The organism is Pseudomonas sp. SHLD1 (assembly GCF_028640935.1).
GTDB lineage: Bacteria > Pseudomonadota > Gammaproteobacteria > Pseudomonadales > Pseudomonadaceae > Chryseomonas > Chryseomonas aestiva.
This window is the reverse complement of record NZ_JAQZAD010000014.1, coordinates 234241-251723: the sequence shown is the minus strand read 5'-3', so window position 1 is coordinate 251723 and position 17483 is coordinate 234241. Positions and strand designations below refer to the sequence as shown.

Below are 17483 nucleotides of genomic sequence, written 5' to 3'. Positions count from 1 at the left end.
GAGGTCTTTATGAGCACCCCGCTTGACCGGCTCACCGCCTGGTTGAAAGAACGCAAGATCACTGAAGTGGAATGCCTGGTCGCCGATCTGACCGGCATCGCCCGCGGCAAGATTTCCCCCACCGCCAAGTTCCTCAACGAAAAGGGCATGCGCCTGCCGGAGAGCGTGCTCCTGCAAAGCGTGACGGGGGACTATGTCGACGACGACATCTACTATGAATTGCTCGATCCGGCCGACATCGACATGCACTGCCGCCCGGACGATCGCGCGGTGTTCCTGGTGCCCTGGGCACTGGAGCCCACTGCCCTGGTGATCCACGACACCTACGACAAGCGCGGCATTCCCATCGAGCTGTCGCCGCGCAACCTGCTCAAGAAGGTGCTCAAGCTCTATGCCGAGCACGGCTGGCAGCCCATCGTCGCACCGGAAATGGAGTTCTACCTGACCAAGCGCAGCGACGACCCCGACTATCCGCTGCAGCCGCCGGTAGGCCGCTCCGGGCGCCAGGAAACCGGGCGCCAGTCCTTTTCCATCGATGCGGCCAACGAATTCGATCCGCTGTTCGAGGACATGTACGACTGGTGCGAGGCCCAGGCATTGGATCTGGATACCCTGATCCACGAGGAAGGCACCGCGCAGATGGAGATCAACTTCCGCCACGGTGATCCGCTGCACCTGGCCGACCAGATCTTCGTCTTCAAGCGCACCCTGCGCGAGGCGGCACTCAAGCACAACGTCACCGCCACCTTCATGGCCAAGCCCATGACCGGTGAGCCCGGCAGTGCCATGCACCTGCACCAGAGCGTGGTGGATCTCAAGACCGGCAAGACGGTGTTTTCCAACCCCGATGGCAGCATGAGCGAACTCTTCCTGCACCACATCGGTGGCCTGCAGAAATACATTCCCGAGGCGCTGCCGCTGTTCGCGCCCAATGTGAATTCCTTCCGCCGCTTCCTGCCCGACACCTCGGCGCCGGTCAACGTCGAGTGGGGCGAGGAGAATCGCACCGTGGGCCTGCGCGTGCCGGATTCCGATCCGCAGAATCGCCGGGTGGAGAATCGCCTGGCCGGCGCCGATGCCAATCCCTATCTGGCCCTGGCGGCCAGCCTGCTGTGTGGCTATCTGGGCATGATCGAGAATGTCTCGCCCAGCGCCCCGGTGCAGGGACGCGGCTACGAGCGGCGCAACCTGCGCCTGCCGCTGACCCTGGAAGCCGCCCTGGAGCGCATGGAGCAGTCGGCCACCCTGGAGCGTTATCTGGGGAGTCGCTTCACCCGCGGCTACGTCGCGGTCAAGCGTGCCGAGCACGAGAATTACAAGCGCGTGATCAGTTCCTGGGAGCGGGAATTCCTGCTGCTCAGCGTCTGACCGCGATTCGAGGAGAGGCTTCGTGACTACCTTTACCACCGCCCATTGGCAGGACCTGAGTCGCCGGCATCTGCTGGCGCCCTTCACCGACTATCGCCAGCTCAACGAGAAGGGCGCGCGCATCATCACCCGTGCCGAGGGCGTGCATCTCTGGGACAGCGAGGGTCAGCGCATCCTCGACGGCATGGCCGGACTCTGGTGCGTCAACGTCGGCTACGGCCGTGAAGAGCTGGTCGAAGCGGCCAGCCGCCAGATGCGCGAACTGCCCTATTACAACCTGTTCTTCCAGACCGCCCATCCGCCCGTGCTGGAGCTGGCCAAGGCCATCGCCGAGCTGGCACCGGAGGGCATGAACCACGTGTTCTTCACCGGTTCCGGCTCGGAGGCCAACGACACCGTACTGCGCCTGGTACGCCATTACTGGGCAACCAAGGGCCAGCCGGAGAAGCGCGTGGTCATCGGCCGCTGGAATGGTTACCACGGCTCGACCCTGGCCGGTGCCAGCCTGGGTGGCATGGCGGCGATGCACGAGCAGGGCGGCCTGCTGCCCGACATCGTGCACATCCCGCAGCCCTACTGGTTCGGTGAGGGCGGCGAGATGAGGCCGGAGGAATTCGGCATCTGGGCGGCCGATCAGCTGGAGCGGAAGATTCTCGAGGTCGGCGAGGAGCGCGTCGCCGCCTTTATCGCCGAGCCCATCCAGGGCGCCGGCGGAGTGATCATTCCGCCGGAAAGCTACTGGCCGCGGGTGCGCCAGATCCTCGACAAGTACGACATCCTCTTCATCGCCGACGAAGTGATCTGCGGCTTCGGTCGCACCGGCGAATGGTTCGGCAGCCAGTACTACGGCAATGCTCCGGACCTCATGCCCATCGCCAAGGGTCTCACCTCCGGCTATGTGCCCATGGGCGGCGTGGTGGTACGCGACGAAGTGGTCAGGGTGCTCGACGAGGGCGGCGAGTTCTATCACGGCTTCACCTATTCCGGGCATCCGGTGGCCGCGGCCGTGGCCCTGGAAAACATCCGCATCCTGCGTGACGAAGGCATCGTCGACCGGGTTCGCAGCACCACGGCACCCTATTTGCAAAAACGCTGGGCGGAGCTGGCCGACCATCCGCTGGTGGGCGAGACCCGGGGTGTCGGCATGGTGGCGGCGCTGGAGCTGGTGCGCGACAAGAAGACGCGGGCGCGGTACGAGGGTGGGGCGGGCATGCTCTGTCGCGAGCACTGCTTCCGCAATGGCCTGGTGATGCGGGCGGTGGGCGATACCATGATCATCGCGCCGCCACTGGTGATCACGCCGGAGTCCATCGACGAACTGGTCACCCTGGCGCGGCTGAGCCTCGATCAGACCCATGGGCTGCTGCGCCAGCGCGGCTAATGGCCGCCAAGGCTTGAGCCCGGCGGCGGACCTTGCCAGACTGCGCGCGGGCGCTGGCCGCGCACCGAATCAAAAGACCAACGATGACTTGAGGAGCACCACCGCATGAATGTTTTTGGCAAGACTCTTCTAGCGCTGAGCCTGGCCGGCCTCTTTGCCGGCAACGCCTCGGCGGACCCCAAGGTCCTGCACGTCTACAACTGGAACGACTACATTGCCGAAGACACCATCGCCAACTTCGAGAAGGAGTCGGGGATCAAGGTGGTCTATGACGTCTACGACAGCAACGAGACCCTCGAGGCCAAGCTGCTCGCCGGCCGTTCCGGCTACGACGTGGTGGTGCCGTCCAACTCCTTCCTGGCCAAGCAGATCAAGGCCGGCGTCTACCAGCCGCTGGACAAGTCCAAGTTGCCCAACTACAGCAACCTGGATCCGCAGCTGATGAAGACCCTGGAAGTCAGCGATCCGGGCAACCAGTACGCCATCCCCTACCTGTGGGGCACCATCGGCATCGGCTACAACCCGGCCAAGGTCAAGGCCGCCCTGGGCGACAACGCCCCGGTGGATTCCTGGGACCTGATCTTCAAGCCCGAGAACCTTTCCAAGCTCAAGGGCTGCGGCGTGGCCGTGCTGGATTCGCCCACCGAGATCATCCCCGCCGGTCTGCACTACCTCGGCTACAAGCCGGATAGCCAGGATCCCAAGGAGATCAAGGCGGCCGAGGAGCTGTTCCTCAAGGTGCGGCCATACATCACCTACTTCCACAGCTCCAAGTACATCTCGGACCTGGCCAACGGCAACGTCTGCGTGGCGGTCGGCTATTCCGGCGACATCGCCCAGGCCAAGGCCCGGGCGGCCGATGCCAAGAACGGCGTGACCGTGGCCTACAACATTCCCAAGGAAGGCGCCGGCACCTTCTTCGACACCATGGCCATTCCCAAGGACGCCGAGAATCCCGAGGGCGCGCTGAAGTTCATCAACTACATCATGGAGCCCAAGGTGATCGCGGCGGTCAGCGACTACGTGCAGTATCCCAACGGCAACAAGGAGGCGACCCCGCTCGTAGCCGAAGCGATCCGCACCAACCCGGGGATCTATCCGACCCAGGAAACCATGACCAAGCTGTACGCCTTCCCGGATCTTCCGGCCAAGACCCAGCGTCTGATGACCCGTACCTGGACCACCATCAAGTCCGGCAAATGAGTTCGGTCGCCGCGTGCGACTGAAAGGACGGCACGCCGGAGTCACTCCGGCGTGCCGTACGTCTGTATGGACCGCTGAAAGGGTGTCGCCGCCGATGCCCGCCATGAAAGGAGCCGCCCGTGCTTTCGTTGCGTAAAACCCTGCTGGCCATGACCACCCTGACGGTCATGGGAACCGCCGTCGCCGAGCCGACGGTACGCGTCTACAACTGGAGCGATTACGTCGGCGAGACCACGCTCGAGGATTTCCAGAAGGCCACCGGCATCACGCCGGTCTATGACGTCTTCGATTCCAACGAAACCCTCGAAGGCAAGCTCCTGGCCGGCCACACCGGCTATGACGTGGTGGTGCCCTCGAGCAACTTCCTCGCCAAGCAGATCAAGGCGGGCGCCTTCCAGAAACTGGACAAGAGCCAGCTGCCGAACTGGCAGAATCTCGATCCGGCGCTGCTCAAGCAGCTGGAAAAGAGCGATCCGGGTAACCAATACGGCGTGCCATACCTGTGGGGCACCAACGGCATCGGGTACAATGTCGACAAGGTCAAGGCCGCGCTGGGCACCGACAAGCTCGATTCCTGGGCCATCCTGTTCGAACCCGAGAACCTCAAGAAGCTGAGCAAGTGCGGCGTCTCCTTCATGGACTCGCCCGATGAGGTCTATCCGGCAGTCCTGCAATACCTGGGACTCGATCCCAACAGCACCAATCCCGACGACTACAAGAAGGCCGAGGCCCAGCTGCTCAAGGTGCGGCCATACATCACCTATTTCCATTCCTCCAAGTACATCTCGGATCTGGCCAACGGCAACATCTGCGTGGCCTTCGGCTATTCCGGCGATGTCTTTCAGGCGCGTTCGCGTGCCGAGGAAGCGAAGAAGGGCGTCAACATCGGCTACGCGATTCCCAAGGAGGGCGCGAACCTCTGGTTCGACCTCCTGGCCATCCCCAAGGATGCCAAGAACGTGAAGGAGGCCCATGCCTTCACCAACTATCTGCTGCAGCCCGAGGTCATCGCCAAGGTCAGTGACTATGTCGGCTACGCCAACCCCAATCCGAAGGCGGGCGAGCTGATGAATGCCGAGCTGCGGCAGGACGAGACGGTCTATCCGCCACAGGCGGTGATGGACAAGCTGTACGTCATGAAGGAGCTGCCCCCGCAACTCCTGCGCCTGGAGACCCGCAGCTGGACGCGGGTCAAGTCCGGCAAATAACCAACGCTAAGGCGGACCGGCCCGACCGGTCCCCGATTTTCCTGGGGAGATGTACATGGCGACTGCCACCAGTGCCTTCAAGAAAGCCGCCACCGGCGACAAGAAAGCCAAGGAAGTCCTGGTCAAGATCGACCGGGTTACCAAGAAGTTCGACGAAACCGTCGCTGTCGACGACGTCTCCCTGACCATCAACAAGGGCGAGATCTTCGCCCTGCTCGGCGGCTCGGGTTCGGGCAAGTCGACCCTGCTGCGCATGCTGGCCGGTTTCGAGCGACCCAGCGAAGGGCGCATCTTCCTCGATGGCGTGGACATCACCGACATGCCGCCCTACGAGCGGCCGATCAACATGATGTTCCAGTCCTATGCGCTGTTCCCGCACATGAGCGTGGAACAGAACATCGCCTTCGGCCTCAAGCAGGACAAGCTGCCCAAGGCCGAGATCGACGCCCGCGTGGCCGAGATGCTCAAGCTGGTGCACATGACCCAGTACGCCAAGCGCAAGCCGCACCAGCTCTCCGGTGGCCAGCGCCAGCGGGTGGCCCTGGCGCGTTCCCTGGCCAAGCGGCCCAAGCTGCTGCTGCTCGACGAGCCGATGGGCGCCCTGGACAAGAAGCTGCGCTCGCAGATGCAGCTGGAACTGGTGGAGATCATCGAGCGCGTGGGCGTGACCTGCGTGATGGTGACCCACGACCAGGAAGAGGCCATGACCATGGCCGAGCGCATCGCCATCATGCACCTGGGCTGGATCGCCCAGGTGGGCAGTCCGATGGACATCTACGAGACCCCGGCGAGCCGGCTGGTCTGCGAGTTCATCGGCAGCGTCAACGTCTTCGACGGCGAGCTGACCGACGACGGTGCCGACCACGCCATCATCCACAGTCCGCAACTGGAGCGACCGATCTACATCGGTCACGGCATCAGCACCCGCGCCCAGGAAAAGCAGGTCACCTTCGCCCTGCGCCCCGAGAAGCTGCTGATGGGCACCAGCCTGCCGGCGGATCACGAGCATCCCGACTACAACTGGTGCAGCGGCACCGTGCACGACATCGCCTACCTGGGCGGGCACTCGGTCTATCACGTCAAGCTGGGCACCGGTCCCATCGTGCAGTGCTTCATCGCCAACGCCGAGCGCCTCGGCAAGCGACCCACCTGGGATGACGCCGTGGTGGTGTACTGGGAAGACGACAGCGGCGTGGTACTGCAAGCATGACCAGACCCCCCTTGCTCAAGCGCCTGCTCGATGGCCGCCGCCTGACCATCGGCGTGCCCTTCGTGTGGCTGTTCCTGTTCTTCCTGCTGCCGTTCCTGATCGTGCTCAAGATCAGCTTCTCGGTCGCGGACGTGGCCATTCCGCCCTATACCGAGCTGTTCAGCTACGCTGATCAGCAACTGGATATCGCGCTCAACTTCGGCAACTACCTGATGTTCGCCGACGATCCGCTGTATCTGGACGCCTACCTCGGCTCGCTGAAGATGGCCGGCATCAGCACCCTGATCTGTCTGCTGATCGGCTATCCCATGGCCTATGCCATCGCCCGGGCCAGTCGCGAGAAGCAGACGGTGCTGCTGCTGCTGATCATGATGCCGACCTGGACCGCCATCCTCATCCGCGTCTACGCCTGGATGGGGCTGCTGTCCACCAACGGCCTGATCAACAGCTTCCTGATGAACCTGGGGATCATCAGCAGTCCGCTGCAGATGCTCAACACCAACTTCGCGGTGTACCTGGGGATCGTCTATTCCTATCTGCCGTTCATGATCCTGCCGCTGTTCGCCAATCTGGTGAAGCATGACCTGACCCTGCTGGAAGCCGCCGGCGACCTGGGTGCCAGTCGCTTCACCAGCTTCTGGAGGATCACCGTGCCGCTGTCCAAGAACGGCATCATCGCCGGCTGCATGCTGGTGTTCATTCCGGCGGTGGGCGAGTTCGTCATTCCCGAGCTGCTGGGTGGCCCGGAGACCCTGATGATCGGCCGCGTGCTTTGGCAGGAATTCTTCAACAACCGTGACTGGCCGGTGGCCTCGGCCCTGGCGGTGGTGATGCTGGTGATCCTCATCGTGCCCATCGTGCTGTTCAATAGGAACCAAGCCAAGGAACTGGAGGGCAAGCTATGAAGGGCCTCAAGTTCACCAACCTGATGCTGGTGCTCGGGCTGCTGTTCATCTATCTGCCGATGGTCATCCTGGTCATCTACTCCTTCAACGAGTCGCGGCTGGTGACCGTCTGGGGTGGCTGGTCGGTCAAGTGGTACGTCGGCCTGCTGGACAATACCCAGCTGATGAGCGCGGTGTTCCGCTCGCTGGAGATCGCCTTCTACACGGCCATCTCTTCGGTGATCCTCGGCACCCTGGCGGCCTTCGTGCTGACCCGCATCCCGCGCTTCCGCGGCCGCACCGTCTTCGGCGGCATGGTCACGGCACCGCTGGTGATGCCCGAGGTGATCACCGGTCTGTCGCTGCTGCTGCTGTTCGTCTCCATGGCGCAACTGATCGGCTGGCCGCAGGACCGGGGCGTGACCACCATCTGGATCGCCCACACCAGCTTCTGCTCCTCCTATGTGGCGGTAGTGGTCTCCTCGCGCCTGCGCGAGCTGGACCTGTCCATCGAGGAGGCGGCCATGGATCTGGGCGCCCGGCCGTGGAAGGTGTTCCTGCTGATCACCATTCCCATGATCGCGCCCTCGCTGGCGGCGGGCGGCATGATGTCCTTCGCCCTGTCGCTGGACGACCTGGTGCTGGCGAGCTTCGTCTCGGGCCCCGGCTCGACCACCCTGCCGATGGAGGTGTTCTCCGCGGTACGCCTGGGCGTGAAGCCGGAGATCAATGCCATCGCCAGCCTGATCCTCCTGGCGGTCTCGCTGTTCACCTTCTTCGCCTGGTACTTCACCCGCCGCGCCGAGAAGAAGCGCCTGCAGGGCCTGCAGGAAGCCATGGACGCCACGGCCTCGGAGATCACCCGGCGCGAACGCGAAACGGCGACCCTCATGGCGCCGCCGGCCAACAGCTGAGGGTTGGTGGAAAAGGCGGCCCCAGGGCCGCTTTTTTTGTGTCCGATGATCAGGGCTGCGACAAGCGCGACCGCTCTCGCAGGGCGCGATTTGATACCATTTGCCTTTTGCCAGGTAGCGCTCCCGCCATGAAACAGTACCTCGACCTGATGCGCCACGTGCGCGAACACGGCACCTTCAAGAGCGACCGCACCGGCACCGGGACCTACAGCGTCTTCGGCTACCAGATGAGATTCGATCTGGCCGAGGGCTTTCCCCTGGTCACCACCAAGAAGTGCCATCTGCGATCCATCATCCACGAACTGCTGTGGTTCCTGCAGGGCGAGACCAACATCCGCTACCTCAAGGACAACGGCGTGTCCATCTGGGACGAGTGGGCCGACGAGAACGGCGAACTGGGCCCGGTCTATGGCTACCAGTGGCGCAGCTGGCCGGCACCGGACGGTCGCCATATCGACCAGATCGCCGGGGTGGTGGACATGATCCGCGCCAAGCCCGACTCGCGGCGTCTGATCGTCTCGGCCTGGAATCCGGCGCTGGTGGACGAGATGGCGCTGCCGCCGTGCCATGCGCTGTTCCAGTTCTATGTCGCCGATGGCCGCCTGAGCTGCCAGCTGTATCAGCGTTCCGCCGACATCTTCCTCGGTGTGCCCTTCAACATCGCCAGCTACGCGCTGCTGACCCTGATGGTGGCCCAGGTCACCGGACTGCAACCGGGCGAATTCATCTGGACCGGCGGTGATTGCCATCTCTATGCCAATCACCTGGAGCAGACCCATCTGCAGCTGACCCGTGAACCGCTGCCGCTGCCGACCATGACGCTCAATCCGGCGGTCACGGACCTGTTCGCCTTCCGCTTCGAGGATTTCGAACTGGCAGGCTACCAGGCCCATCCGCACATCAAGGCGCCGGTCGCGGTCTGAGCCGGCGGCCGCAGCGCTCAGGCGCCGTGGCCGTGCGCAAGCACCTCGTCCACCAGCTGCCCGGGTGCCTTGCGTACGTCCAGCACCTGGGCTTCCAGGTGATCCGGCGCCTCCAGGGTGTCGAGCTGGCTCTGCAGGAGCTTGGGATCGAAGAAGTGCCCGCGGCGACTGCCGATGCGCTCGGCAAGCAGCTCGGGTGAGCCCTTGAGGAACAGCAGCCGGACGCCTTCCAGGCCGTTCAGCAGGCGATCGCGATAGACCTTCTTCAGCGCCGAGCAGGCAAACACCCGGGTGGTGCCTTCGGCCTGTGCCTGCTGCATGGCGTCGTGGATGGCATCCAGCCAGGGCCAGCGATCCTCGTCGGTGAGGGCGACGCCCTTGGCCATCTTGTCCTTGTTGGCCTGGCTGTGAAAGGTATCGGCATCGTCGAAACGGCAGTCCAGCCGGCTGGCCAGGAGTTCGCCCAGGGTGGTCTTGCCACTGCCCGAGACGCCCATTATCAGATAGATCATCGTCGTCGCTCCGCGTGAGGATTCGCCTCGCTATAGAGTGTCTAGAGCGGCGTTTGCTCCGGGGTCAGCCGGCTGCTCCAGGTGGCGCCGATGGACGCGACGATGATGCAGGCGAGGGCGAACCACTGGGCGACGCCCAGGATCTCGCCGAGGAATACCCAGCCGGAAAGGGCGCCCAGCGCCGGTTCCAGACTCATCAGCGTGCCAAAGGTGGAGGCTGGCAGGCGGGTCAGGACGACCATTTCCAGGGCATAGGGAATGGCCGTGGACATCAGCGCCAGGGCCAGCGCCAGCGGCCAGATTTCCGGTTGCAAGAGATTGCTGCCGCTGTGGACAATGCCGATGGGCAGCACGACCAGGGCGGCGATGGAGGCACCGAAAGCCACCGTGCCGGTACCGTGAACCGCGCCGGCGCGCTTGCCCAGGACGATGTAGATCGCCCAGCAGGCGCCAGCACCCAGGGCCAGCGTGGTGCCCAGCGGATCCAGTGCGGAGGCGTTGTGGCCGAAGGGCAGGAGCACGGCCAGGCCGGCCACCACCAGCACGATCCACAGCAGGTCCAGCCAGCGACGCAGGGCGCACAGCGCCACCACCAGCGGACCGACGAATTCCAGGCCGACGGCGATGCCTATCGGCAGCCGCTGCATGGCAAGGTAGATGGTCAGGTTCATCACCCCCATGGCGACGCCATAGCCCAGCAGGCTGCCCAGCGCCGCGTGGCGGAAGTTGCGCCAGGGGCGCAGCACGATCAGCAGGACCAGGGCCGCGAAGATCAGCCTGAGGGTGGTGACACCGACCGGATCGAGACGCAGGAACAGGGTCTTGGCCAGGCTGGCGCTGGTCTGGATCGAGGTCATGGCAACCAGCAGCAGGGCGACGGCGAACAGCGGAGAGCGGACAGACATCGGCAGGGCTCGACTAGCGGGCCCGCCAGCATAGGTCATCCGGTCAGGGCCGCAAGGTTGGCTGCGACCTCAACGTGTTCTCGAGCGCTGCAACAGCGATTCGGCGCTTTCGCGATTTTCCCGGACCTGTTCGATGAAGCGCTGCTGCTCTTCGCGCTGGGCCACCTGCACGCATTGCGCGTAGCCCGCGTCCCACCCTTGCTGGTAGGGCTTTTCCGCGGCGAAGCGACGGGCGTCCTTGTGCTCGTAACCGATGCCATTGACCGCCTGCTTGCCGGTCTGGCAACCGTCGCTGAAGCCGTCGGCATAGGCCGGGGGATAGCCCTTGGCGATCAACTGGTCGTGGTAACTGGTGCAAGCCGCGAGACTGGCCAGCAGAACGAGCAACGAGGCGAGACGACGAGAGACAGCCATGGGAGCCTCCTCACGGGATACTACGTCTGATCCCTATGCAGAAAGCTTAGTTGGCGCCTGGTGAGAATTTCGTCAAAAAACGCCCGGGTCGAAAAATACCGACGGACGTCATGGCAAGCCGTTCGAACCGCTGCGCTTAAATACGCGGCGGAGCGCCGCTTGCCTTGCTTCGGTTGTCATCCCGGTCGCAGAATGCGGACACTGCTTGCATGCCTGACAAGGACTTACGATGCACGATCCCGTCGCAGCCGGTCTCCGGCTCGCCCCTGATGAGCTGACCCGCCCCTTCGCCCCCGAACAGTTTTCCTTCGCCGATACTGATCAGCTCGAGCCCTTCCGCGGCATCCTGGGTCAGGAGCGCGCGGTGGAGGCCCTGCAGTTCGGCGTGGCCATGCCGCGGCCCGGCTACAACGTCTTTGTCATGGGCGAGCCGGGCACCGGTCGTTTCTCCTTCGTCCAGCGCTATCTCAAGGCCGAAGCCAAGCGCCAGCCGACGCCCAACGACTGGGTGTACCTGAATCACTTCGAAGAGCCCCGGGCGCCAAGCGTGCTGGAGTTGCCCCCCGGCGAGGGCGAGGCCTTCGTGGCCGACATGGCCCACTTCATCGACAACCTGCTGGCCACCTTCCCGGCGGTATTCGAGCATCCGGCCTTCCAGCAGAAGAAGAGCGCCATCGAGCGCGCCTTCAACCAGCGCTATGACCAGGCGCTGGACGTGGTGGAAAAGCTCGCCCTGGAAAAGGAGATCGCCCTCTACCGCGACGCTAACAATGTCGCCTTCACCCCGATGAAGGAGGGCAAGGCGCTGGATGAAGCCGACTTCGCCCAGTTGCCTGAAGCCGAGCGCGAGCGTTTCCATGGCGACATCTCCAGCCTGGAAGAGCGCCTCAACGAAGAGCTGGCCAGCCTGCCGCAGTGGCGGCGAGAATCGAGCAACCAGCTGCGCGCCCTGAATGAAGACACCATCATCCAGGCGCTGCAGCCGCTGCTGGCGCCGCTGTCGGAAAAGTACAACGACAACCCCGGGGTCTGCGCCTATCTGCAGGCCATGCAGGTGGACCTGCTCAAGACGGTGGTCGAGCAACTGGCCGATGACGCCAAGCCCGACATGCAGCGGCGCAAGGAATTGCGCGAGCAGTACGAGCCCAATCTGATCATCGGCCACCACGTCACCGGGGGGGCGCCAGTGGTGTTCGAGTCCCATCCGACCTACGACAACCTCTTCGGCCGTATCGAATACCAGTCCGATCAGGGCGCGCTCTACACCAACTATCGCCAGCTGCGCCCCGGCGCGCTGCACCGCGCCAATGGCGGCTTCCTCATCGTCGAGGCGGACAAGCTGCTGACCGAGCCCTTCGTCTGGGACGCCCTCAAGCGCGCGCTGCATTCGCGTCAGCTAAAGATGGAATCGCCGCTGGCCGAGCTGGGTCGGCTCACCGCTATGAGCCTGGCGCCGCAGCAGATCCCGCTGCAGCTCAAGGTCATCATCATCGGCTCGCGCAACATCTACTACACCCTGCAGGAGCTGGATTCGGACTTCCAGGAGATGTTCCGGGTGCTGGTGGACTTCGACGAAGAGCTGCCACTGCGCGACGAAAGCCTCGAGCAGTTCGCCCAGTTGCTCAAGACGCGCACCTCGGAAGAGGGCATGGCGCCCCTGACCTCGGCGGCCGTGGCGCGGCTGGCCACCTACAGTGCCCGGCTGGCCGAGCACCAGGGACGGTTGTCGGCGCGTATCGGCGATCTGTTCCAGCTGGTCAGCGAAGCCGACTTCATCCGCCACCTGGCCGGCGACGAGCGTACCGACAAGGGGCATGTCGAGCGCGCGCTCAAGGCCAAGGAAACCCGTACCGGTCGCGTCTGCGCCCGGGTGCTGGACGACATGCTGACCGGACTCATCCTCATCGACACCCAGGGCGCCGCGGTAGGCAAGTGCAATGGCCTCACCGTGCTGGAGGTGGCCGATTCCGCCTTCGGCATGCCGGCGCGCATCTCCGCCACGGTCTACCCGGGCGCCAGCGGCATCCTCGACATCGAGCGCGAGGTCAGCCTCGGGCAACCGATTCACTCCAAGGGCGTGATGATCCTGACCGGCTACCTGGGCAGTCGCTATGCCCAGGAATTTCCGCTGTCGATCTCGGCCAGCATCGCCCTGGAGCAGTCCTATGGCTATGTCGACGGCGACAGCGCCTCCCTCGGCGAAGCCTGCACCCTGATCTCCGCGCTGTCCCGCACGCCGCTCAAGCAGTGCTTCGCCATCACCGGCTCCATCAACCAGTTCGGCGAGGTGCAGCCGGTCGGCGGGGTGAACGAGAAGATCGAAGGCTTCTTCCGCCTCTGCCAGGCCCGCGGTCTGACCGGCGAGCAGGGCGTGATCATCCCGCGTGCCAACGTCACCAACCTGATGCTTGACGAGACCGTGCTGGCAGCGGTGCGCGAAGGACTGTTCCATGTCTATGCCGTCCGCCAGGCGGACGAGGCTCTGTCGCTGCTGGTGGGCGAGCCCGCCGGTGCACCGGATGCCAAGGGGCGCTTCCCAGACGGCAGCGTAAATGCGCGCGTGGTGCAGCGTCTCAAGGAAATCGCCGAGCTCGAGCTGGAAGATGAACTGGCCGACAAACTCAGTGATAACTCCAAGGCAAAAGGGAAAAACAACGAAGCGGAGGAGAACTGAGCTCCGGGGGGCAGGTCGGATTTTGTACAAGGCGTCGCAGCCCAAGTAGCACGGCGCCCAGACCCGCTTGCCCCCTGTTGACCAACAGGGTTGTCCACAGCCTTTGTGGATACCTCTGGCCTAGGACCGGCGAGCATTGAGCGCTTCGAGAGGATGACGCCATGTCCCGCACCATTACCCTGATCCGTCCCTGCCTGGGCCTCGTCACCCGTATCGAATGCGAAATCAAGCCGCTCGGTCAGGAACAGGGCCTCTGGACCCTGTTGTGCGCCGCCGGCCTGAATGGCCAACAGCCCACCGCGATCAAGGCCCAGGGGCCTTTCCACGGTCCCAAGGCGGCCGAAGGCGTCATGACTGCCATCGCCGAGAACCTGGTGGAACAGGGCTATATCCAGGTCGAAGAGACCCAGATCTGGCGCCTGCACATGCAGAGCGAACTGCGCAAGATGAACGGCGAGCGTGCCCACCAGCAGGTGCGCTTCCAGGTCGGCCCCGACGCCTGAGTCAGGTACAACCTGCCGCATTGGTCCGCCTGCACTGCCCCGGTATACTCGCCCGGCCCTGGTAATCCGAGCGAGTCTGCATGGAACGTCTGATCGAAAAAGCCCTTTACGCCTCCCGCTGGCTGCTGGCCCCCATCTACCTGGGGTTGTCCCTGGCATTGGTCCTGCTGGCGCTCAAGTTCTTTCAGGAAGTCTTCCACGTCCTGCCGCACATCTTCCAATCCACCGAAGCCGAACTGATCCTGCTGGTCCTGTCGCTTATCGACATGGCGCTGGTGGGTGGCCTGCTGGTCATGGTGATGATCTCCGGCTACGAGAACTTCGTCTCCCAGCTGGACATCGACGAAGGCTCGGAAAAGCTCGCCTGGCTGGGCAAGATGGATTCGGGCTCGCTGAAGAACAAGGTGGCTGCCTCCATCGTCGCCATCTCCTCGATCCACCTGCTGCGCATCTTCATGGATGCCCAGAACACCAATCCCGAATACCTCAAGTGGTACGTGATCATCCATCTGGTGTTCGTGGTCTCGGCCTTCGCCATGGGCTATCTGGATCGGCTGACCAAGCACTGACGGGTCGGGCGGCCATTCGTCCGCCGCCGGCAGCTTTCGTTTACGCTTTGTGGATTGCGCCGCTGCGCTTGCTTGTCCTAGGTTGTCGAATGCTCACAGCTGCCGATCGATACCATCCCTGGCGTCGATCTCGACCCGGAGGTTTCCATGCAATTGCCGGAATTGACCCAGCGCGCCCAGGCCGGCGAGGTCCGTGAACTCAATCTGCTGTCCATCGAGGGCGGTTTCTATGTGCTGGAGGTGCTCACTCGGAGCGGTCGCACGCGGCTGACCGGGCGGGATGGCCACTTCTACCGCCTGGGCTCCGCTGCCCAGGCCCGGCGTCTATTGGCCGACCTGCCGGCATTGCCGTGCTTTCTCATCCAGCACAGCGCCTATGACGAGATGGTCGGCATGGCGCCACGCTCCTCGGAACCCCTGAAGATCCCGCTGAACTACCGGAACGCCTCTTGAGCGACGGCGCCGTCCGGCGCCTGCTTCCGGTCCTTGGCGATCAGCTGTCGCCCCGGCTGGCCTCCCTGCGCGATGCCGATCCCGCCCAGGACGTGCTGCTGCTCGCCGAGGTCCAGGAAGAAGCCAGCTACGTCCCGCATCACCCGCGCAAGATCGCCCTGATCTTCAGCGCCATGCGCCACTTCGCCATCGATATTCTCGCGCGTGGCTTCCAGGTCCATTACCGCACCCTGGATGACCCGGACAACCAGGGCTCGCTGCCGACCGAGATCGCCTTCTGGGCGAAAAGGACGGGCGCACGCGAGGTGCATCTGACCGAAACCGGCGAATGGCGTCTGGAGCAGGCATTGCGGGGGCTCGCTCTGGCGGTGCCTGTGCAGTGGTACGGCGATGACCGATTCCTCTGCAGCCGCGCCGCCTTCTCCCGCTGGGCCGGCGCGCGCACCCAGTTGCGGATGGAGGCCTTCTACCGCGGCATGCGCAGGCGACACGGCTGGTTGATGGAAGGGGAGGACGAACCCTGTGGCGGGGTCTGGAATCTGGACAGGGACAATCGCCAGGCCCTGCCCAGGGGCCATCCTGTCCCCGAGCCCTTCAGCTGCCTGCCCGATGCCTGTACCCGGGAGGTGCTCGACCTGGTCGGGCAGCGCTTCGCCCACCACTATGGTCGTTTGGAAGGTTTCGACTATCCGGTGACCCGTACCGAAGCCGAGCGCCTCTGGCAGCACTTCCTGGCGTCTGGCCTGCGCGACTTCGGCAGCTACCAGGACGCCATGGCCAGTGGCGAGCCCTATCTGCATCACGCCCGGATCAGCGCGGCGCTCAATATCGGGCTGCTGGATCTGCGTCAGCTCTGCGCCGACGTGGACGCCGCCTATCGCGAGGGCAGGGTGCCGCTCAACAGCGCCGAGGGTTTTCTGCGTCAGCTGATCGGTTGGCGGGAGTACGTCCGTGGCGTCTACTGGCTGCGCATGCCCGAATATCGGGAGCTCAATGCGCTGGGCAATACCCGGGCGCTACCGGAGTTCTACTGGACCGGGACGACCAGCATGGCCTGCCTGCGCGAAGCCATCGGCCAGACCCTGACGCTGGGTTACGCTCACCATATCCAGCGGCTGATGGTGACCGGCAACTTCGCCCTGCTGGCCGGCATCGCGCCCCAGGCCATCGGCGAGTGGTACCTGGCGGTCTACCTGGATGCCTTCGAGTGGGTCGAGCTGCCCAACACCCAGGCCATGGTGATGCACGCGGACGGTGGCTACCTGGCGAGCAAGCCCTATTGCGCCAGCGGCCAGTACATCCGTCGCCAGTCCGACTACTGCAAGGGCTGCCACTATCAGGTCGGCGAGGCCCTGGGCGAGCGGGCCTGCCCCTTCAATGCCCTCTACTGGCATTTCCTGATCCGCCATCGCGGGCGCTTCGCCCACTATCCGCGCATGCTCAATCTCTATCGCAATCTCGATCGTCAGACTCCCGAGCGGCAACAGGCGCTGTGGCAGCGGGGCGAGGCACTGCTGGCGCGTCTCGACGCAGGAGAATCCCTATGAAGAAGGCCGATCTGCCCACCAAGCTCTGTCCGGTCTGCCAGCGGCCCTTCACCTGGCGCAAGAAGTGGGAGCGCAACTGGGACGAGGTGCGCTACTGCTCCGAGCGCTGTCGCCGCCAGCGTGGCAGCCTGGGCGGCGGCGAGTCGAGTCCCTGATGTGCTAGGCTCGGCTCCTTTTTGACGATGGAAAGGCTGCTATGAACGACATCCTGCTCGACACCGACGAAGCCCGCGTCAGCTATGGCATCGGCCGCCAGCTGGGCGATCAGCTGCGCCAGAATCCGGTCCCCGGCATGCAGCTGGCGGCCGTGCTCGCCGGTCTCAACGAGGCCTTCGATGGCCAGGATTCCCGGGTGGACGTCGAGTCGCTGAACGCCAGCTTCCGGGTCATCCGCGAGCGCATGCAGGCGGAAGCCCAGATCAAGGCCGCCGCTGCCGCCCAGGAAGGCGTCGACTACCTGAAGGCCAATGCCGAGCGTCCTGGCGTCGTGGTGCTGCCGTCCGGTCTGCAATACGAGGTGCTCACCCAGGGTGAAGGCGCTACGCCGACTCGCGAAGACCAGGTACGTACCCACTACCACGGCACCCTCATCGACGGCAGCGTGTTCGACAGCTCCTACCAGCGCGGCCAGCCGGCCGAGTTTCCGGTGGGCGGCGTGATCGCCGGCTGGACCGAAGCCCTGCAACTGATGCCTGCCGGCAGCAAGTGGCGCCTGCATGTGCCCAGCGAACTGGCCTATGGCGCCCAGGGCGTCGGCGGCATCCCGCCGCACAGCGTGCTGGTGTTCGACGTCGAGCTGCTCGACGTCCTTTAAC

18 protein-coding genes are annotated in these 17483 nt (G+C 64.3%); 15 read left to right on the top strand and 3 right to left on the bottom strand.

Annotation, left to right across the window (positions count from 1 at the left end):
- Positions 1 to 9 precede the first annotated feature (9 nt).
- The 8 genes from PVZ77_RS11765 (at position 10) to PVZ77_RS11730 (ending at position 9091) form a co-directional block, all read left to right on the top strand.
- On the top strand, positions 10 to 1368 hold the full coding sequence (locus tag PVZ77_RS11765) for a glutamine synthetase family protein (RefSeq protein WP_133861332.1): 1359 nt from the start codon (positions 10 to 12) through the stop codon (positions 1366 to 1368).
- 22 nt (positions 1369 to 1390) lie between these two features.
- Positions 1391 to 2749 carry an aspartate aminotransferase family protein gene (locus PVZ77_RS11760; RefSeq protein WP_273806574.1) on the top strand — a complete coding sequence of 453 codons (1359 nt, stop codon included), beginning with the start codon at positions 1391 to 1393 and terminating at the stop codon, positions 2747 to 2749.
- A 105-nt stretch (positions 2750 to 2854) separates the two neighbouring features.
- Complete coding sequence (locus tag PVZ77_RS11755; RefSeq protein ID WP_133861330.1) at positions 2855 to 3952, top strand: polyamine ABC transporter substrate-binding protein; 1098 nt, start codon at positions 2855 to 2857, stop codon at positions 3950 to 3952.
- 149 nt (positions 3953 to 4101) lie between these two features.
- Positions 4102 to 5160, top strand: a complete 1059-nt coding sequence (locus PVZ77_RS11750; RefSeq protein ID WP_273806662.1) for a polyamine ABC transporter substrate-binding protein — start codon at positions 4102 to 4104, stop codon at positions 5158 to 5160.
- Between the two features lie 55 nt (positions 5161 to 5215).
- Positions 5216 to 6370, top strand: coding sequence for a polyamine ABC transporter ATP-binding protein (gene potA, locus PVZ77_RS11745; protein ID WP_133861329.1), 1155 nt, complete (start codon positions 5216 to 5218; stop codon positions 6368 to 6370).
- Positions 6367 to 7275, top strand: a complete 909-nt coding sequence (locus tag PVZ77_RS11740) for an ABC transporter permease subunit (protein ID WP_273806573.1) — start codon at positions 6367 to 6369, stop codon at positions 7273 to 7275. Before potA ends, PVZ77_RS11740 begins: the two co-directional genes overlap by 4 nt.
- Positions 7272 to 8168: an ABC transporter permease subunit gene (locus PVZ77_RS11735; RefSeq protein ID WP_133861327.1), complete on the top strand. Its 897-nt coding sequence runs from the start codon at positions 7272 to 7274 to the stop codon at positions 8166 to 8168. Before PVZ77_RS11740 ends, PVZ77_RS11735 begins: the two co-directional genes overlap by 4 nt.
- Before the next feature lie 128 nt (positions 8169 to 8296).
- Positions 8297 to 9091, top strand: a complete 795-nt coding sequence (locus tag PVZ77_RS11730; RefSeq protein WP_273806572.1) for a thymidylate synthase — start codon at positions 8297 to 8299, stop codon at positions 9089 to 9091.
- A 17-nt stretch (positions 9092 to 9108) separates the two neighbouring features.
- Here PVZ77_RS11730 and PVZ77_RS11725 read toward each other — a convergent pair whose 3' ends face one another.
- The 3 genes from PVZ77_RS11725 to PVZ77_RS11715 form a co-directional block, all read right to left on the bottom strand.
- A complete protein-coding gene (locus PVZ77_RS11725) occupies positions 9109 to 9603 on the bottom strand; it encodes a gluconokinase (RefSeq protein WP_273806571.1) in 495 nt (164 codons plus the stop codon).
- A gap of 41 nt (positions 9604 to 9644) precedes the next feature.
- The gene (locus PVZ77_RS11720) at positions 9645 to 10508 is read right to left on the bottom strand and encodes an EamA family transporter (RefSeq protein ID WP_273806570.1); all 864 of its coding nucleotides are present in this window, start codon (positions 10506 to 10508) and stop codon (positions 9645 to 9647) included.
- A gap of 69 nt (positions 10509 to 10577) precedes the next feature.
- Complete coding sequence (locus PVZ77_RS11715; RefSeq protein WP_273806569.1) at positions 10578 to 10922, bottom strand: hypothetical protein; 345 nt, start codon at positions 10920 to 10922, stop codon at positions 10578 to 10580.
- A gap of 229 nt (positions 10923 to 11151) precedes the next feature.
- Between PVZ77_RS11715 and PVZ77_RS11710 the strand changes: the two genes are divergently transcribed.
- From PVZ77_RS11710 to PVZ77_RS11680, 7 genes are all read left to right on the top strand, one after another.
- The gene (locus PVZ77_RS11710; RefSeq protein ID WP_273806568.1) at positions 11152 to 13596 is read left to right on the top strand and encodes a Lon protease family protein; all 2445 of its coding nucleotides are present in this window, start codon (positions 11152 to 11154) and stop codon (positions 13594 to 13596) included.
- Between the two features lie 161 nt (positions 13597 to 13757).
- Entirely contained in the window at positions 13758 to 14099 is a 342-nt protein-coding gene (locus PVZ77_RS11705; protein ID WP_007160783.1) for a PA4575 family protein, read from the top strand.
- 80 nt (positions 14100 to 14179) lie between these two features.
- The gene (locus PVZ77_RS11700) at positions 14180 to 14668 is read left to right on the top strand and encodes a TIGR00645 family protein (protein WP_273806567.1); all 489 of its coding nucleotides are present in this window, start codon (positions 14180 to 14182) and stop codon (positions 14666 to 14668) included.
- Positions 14669 to 14815: 147 nt separating this feature from the next.
- Complete coding sequence (locus PVZ77_RS11695) at positions 14816 to 15121, top strand: DUF6482 family protein (protein WP_273806566.1); 306 nt, start codon at positions 14816 to 14818, stop codon at positions 15119 to 15121.
- Positions 15118 to 16668 (top strand): cryptochrome/photolyase family protein, encoded by a 1551-nt coding sequence (locus tag PVZ77_RS11690; RefSeq protein WP_273806565.1) that lies wholly within the window; start codon positions 15118 to 15120, stop codon positions 16666 to 16668. Before PVZ77_RS11695 ends, PVZ77_RS11690 begins: the two co-directional genes overlap by 4 nt.
- Positions 16665 to 16823 carry a DUF2256 domain-containing protein gene (locus PVZ77_RS11685; protein WP_158891806.1) on the top strand — a complete coding sequence of 53 codons (159 nt, stop codon included), beginning with the start codon at positions 16665 to 16667 and terminating at the stop codon, positions 16821 to 16823. Before PVZ77_RS11690 ends, PVZ77_RS11685 begins: the two co-directional genes overlap by 4 nt.
- Before the next feature lie 41 nt (positions 16824 to 16864).
- On the top strand, positions 16865 to 17482 hold the full coding sequence (locus PVZ77_RS11680; protein ID WP_273806564.1) for an FKBP-type peptidyl-prolyl cis-trans isomerase: 618 nt from the start codon (positions 16865 to 16867) through the stop codon (positions 17480 to 17482).
- The last annotated feature ends 1 nt before the right edge of the window (position 17483 follow it).

Excerpts from the sequence above, each read along its gene's own strand:
- PVZ77_RS11765 (WP_133861332.1), top strand. The coding sequence starts at position 10 with ATGAGCACCCCGCTTGACCGGCTCACCGCCTGGTTGAAAGAACGCAAG.
- PVZ77_RS11755 (WP_133861330.1), top strand. The coding sequence starts at position 2,855 with ATGAATGTTTTTGGCAAGACTCTTCTAGCGCTGAGCCTGGCCGGCCTC.
- PVZ77_RS11750 (WP_273806662.1), top strand. The coding sequence starts at position 4,102 with ATGACCACCCTGACGGTCATGGGAACCGCCGTCGCCGAGCCGACGGTA.
- potA (WP_133861329.1), top strand. The coding sequence starts at position 5,216 with ATGGCGACTGCCACCAGTGCCTTCAAGAAAGCCGCCACCGGCGACAAG.
- PVZ77_RS11740 (WP_273806573.1), top strand. The coding sequence starts at position 6,367 with ATGACCAGACCCCCCTTGCTCAAGCGCCTGCTCGATGGCCGCCGCCTG.
- PVZ77_RS11735 (WP_133861327.1), top strand. The coding sequence starts at position 7,272 with ATGAAGGGCCTCAAGTTCACCAACCTGATGCTGGTGCTCGGGCTGCTG.
- PVZ77_RS11730 (WP_273806572.1), top strand. The coding sequence starts at position 8,297 with ATGAAACAGTACCTCGACCTGATGCGCCACGTGCGCGAACACGGCACC.
- PVZ77_RS11725 (WP_273806571.1), bottom strand. The coding sequence starts at position 9,603 with ATGATCTATCTGATAATGGGCGTCTCGGGCAGTGGCAAGACCACCCTG.
- PVZ77_RS11720 (WP_273806570.1), bottom strand. The coding sequence starts at position 10,508 with ATGTCTGTCCGCTCTCCGCTGTTCGCCGTCGCCCTGCTGCTGGTTGCC.
- PVZ77_RS11715 (WP_273806569.1), bottom strand. The coding sequence starts at position 10,922 with ATGGCTGTCTCTCGTCGTCTCGCCTCGTTGCTCGTTCTGCTGGCCAGT.
- PVZ77_RS11710 (WP_273806568.1), top strand. The coding sequence starts at position 11,152 with ATGCACGATCCCGTCGCAGCCGGTCTCCGGCTCGCCCCTGATGAGCTG.
- PVZ77_RS11705 (WP_007160783.1), top strand. The coding sequence starts at position 13,758 with ATGTCCCGCACCATTACCCTGATCCGTCCCTGCCTGGGCCTCGTCACC.
- PVZ77_RS11700 (WP_273806567.1), top strand. The coding sequence starts at position 14,180 with ATGGAACGTCTGATCGAAAAAGCCCTTTACGCCTCCCGCTGGCTGCTG.
- PVZ77_RS11695 (WP_273806566.1), top strand. The coding sequence starts at position 14,816 with ATGCAATTGCCGGAATTGACCCAGCGCGCCCAGGCCGGCGAGGTCCGT.
- PVZ77_RS11685 (WP_158891806.1), top strand. The coding sequence starts at position 16,665 with ATGAAGAAGGCCGATCTGCCCACCAAGCTCTGTCCGGTCTGCCAGCGG.
- PVZ77_RS11680 (WP_273806564.1), top strand. The coding sequence starts at position 16,865 with ATGAACGACATCCTGCTCGACACCGACGAAGCCCGCGTCAGCTATGGC.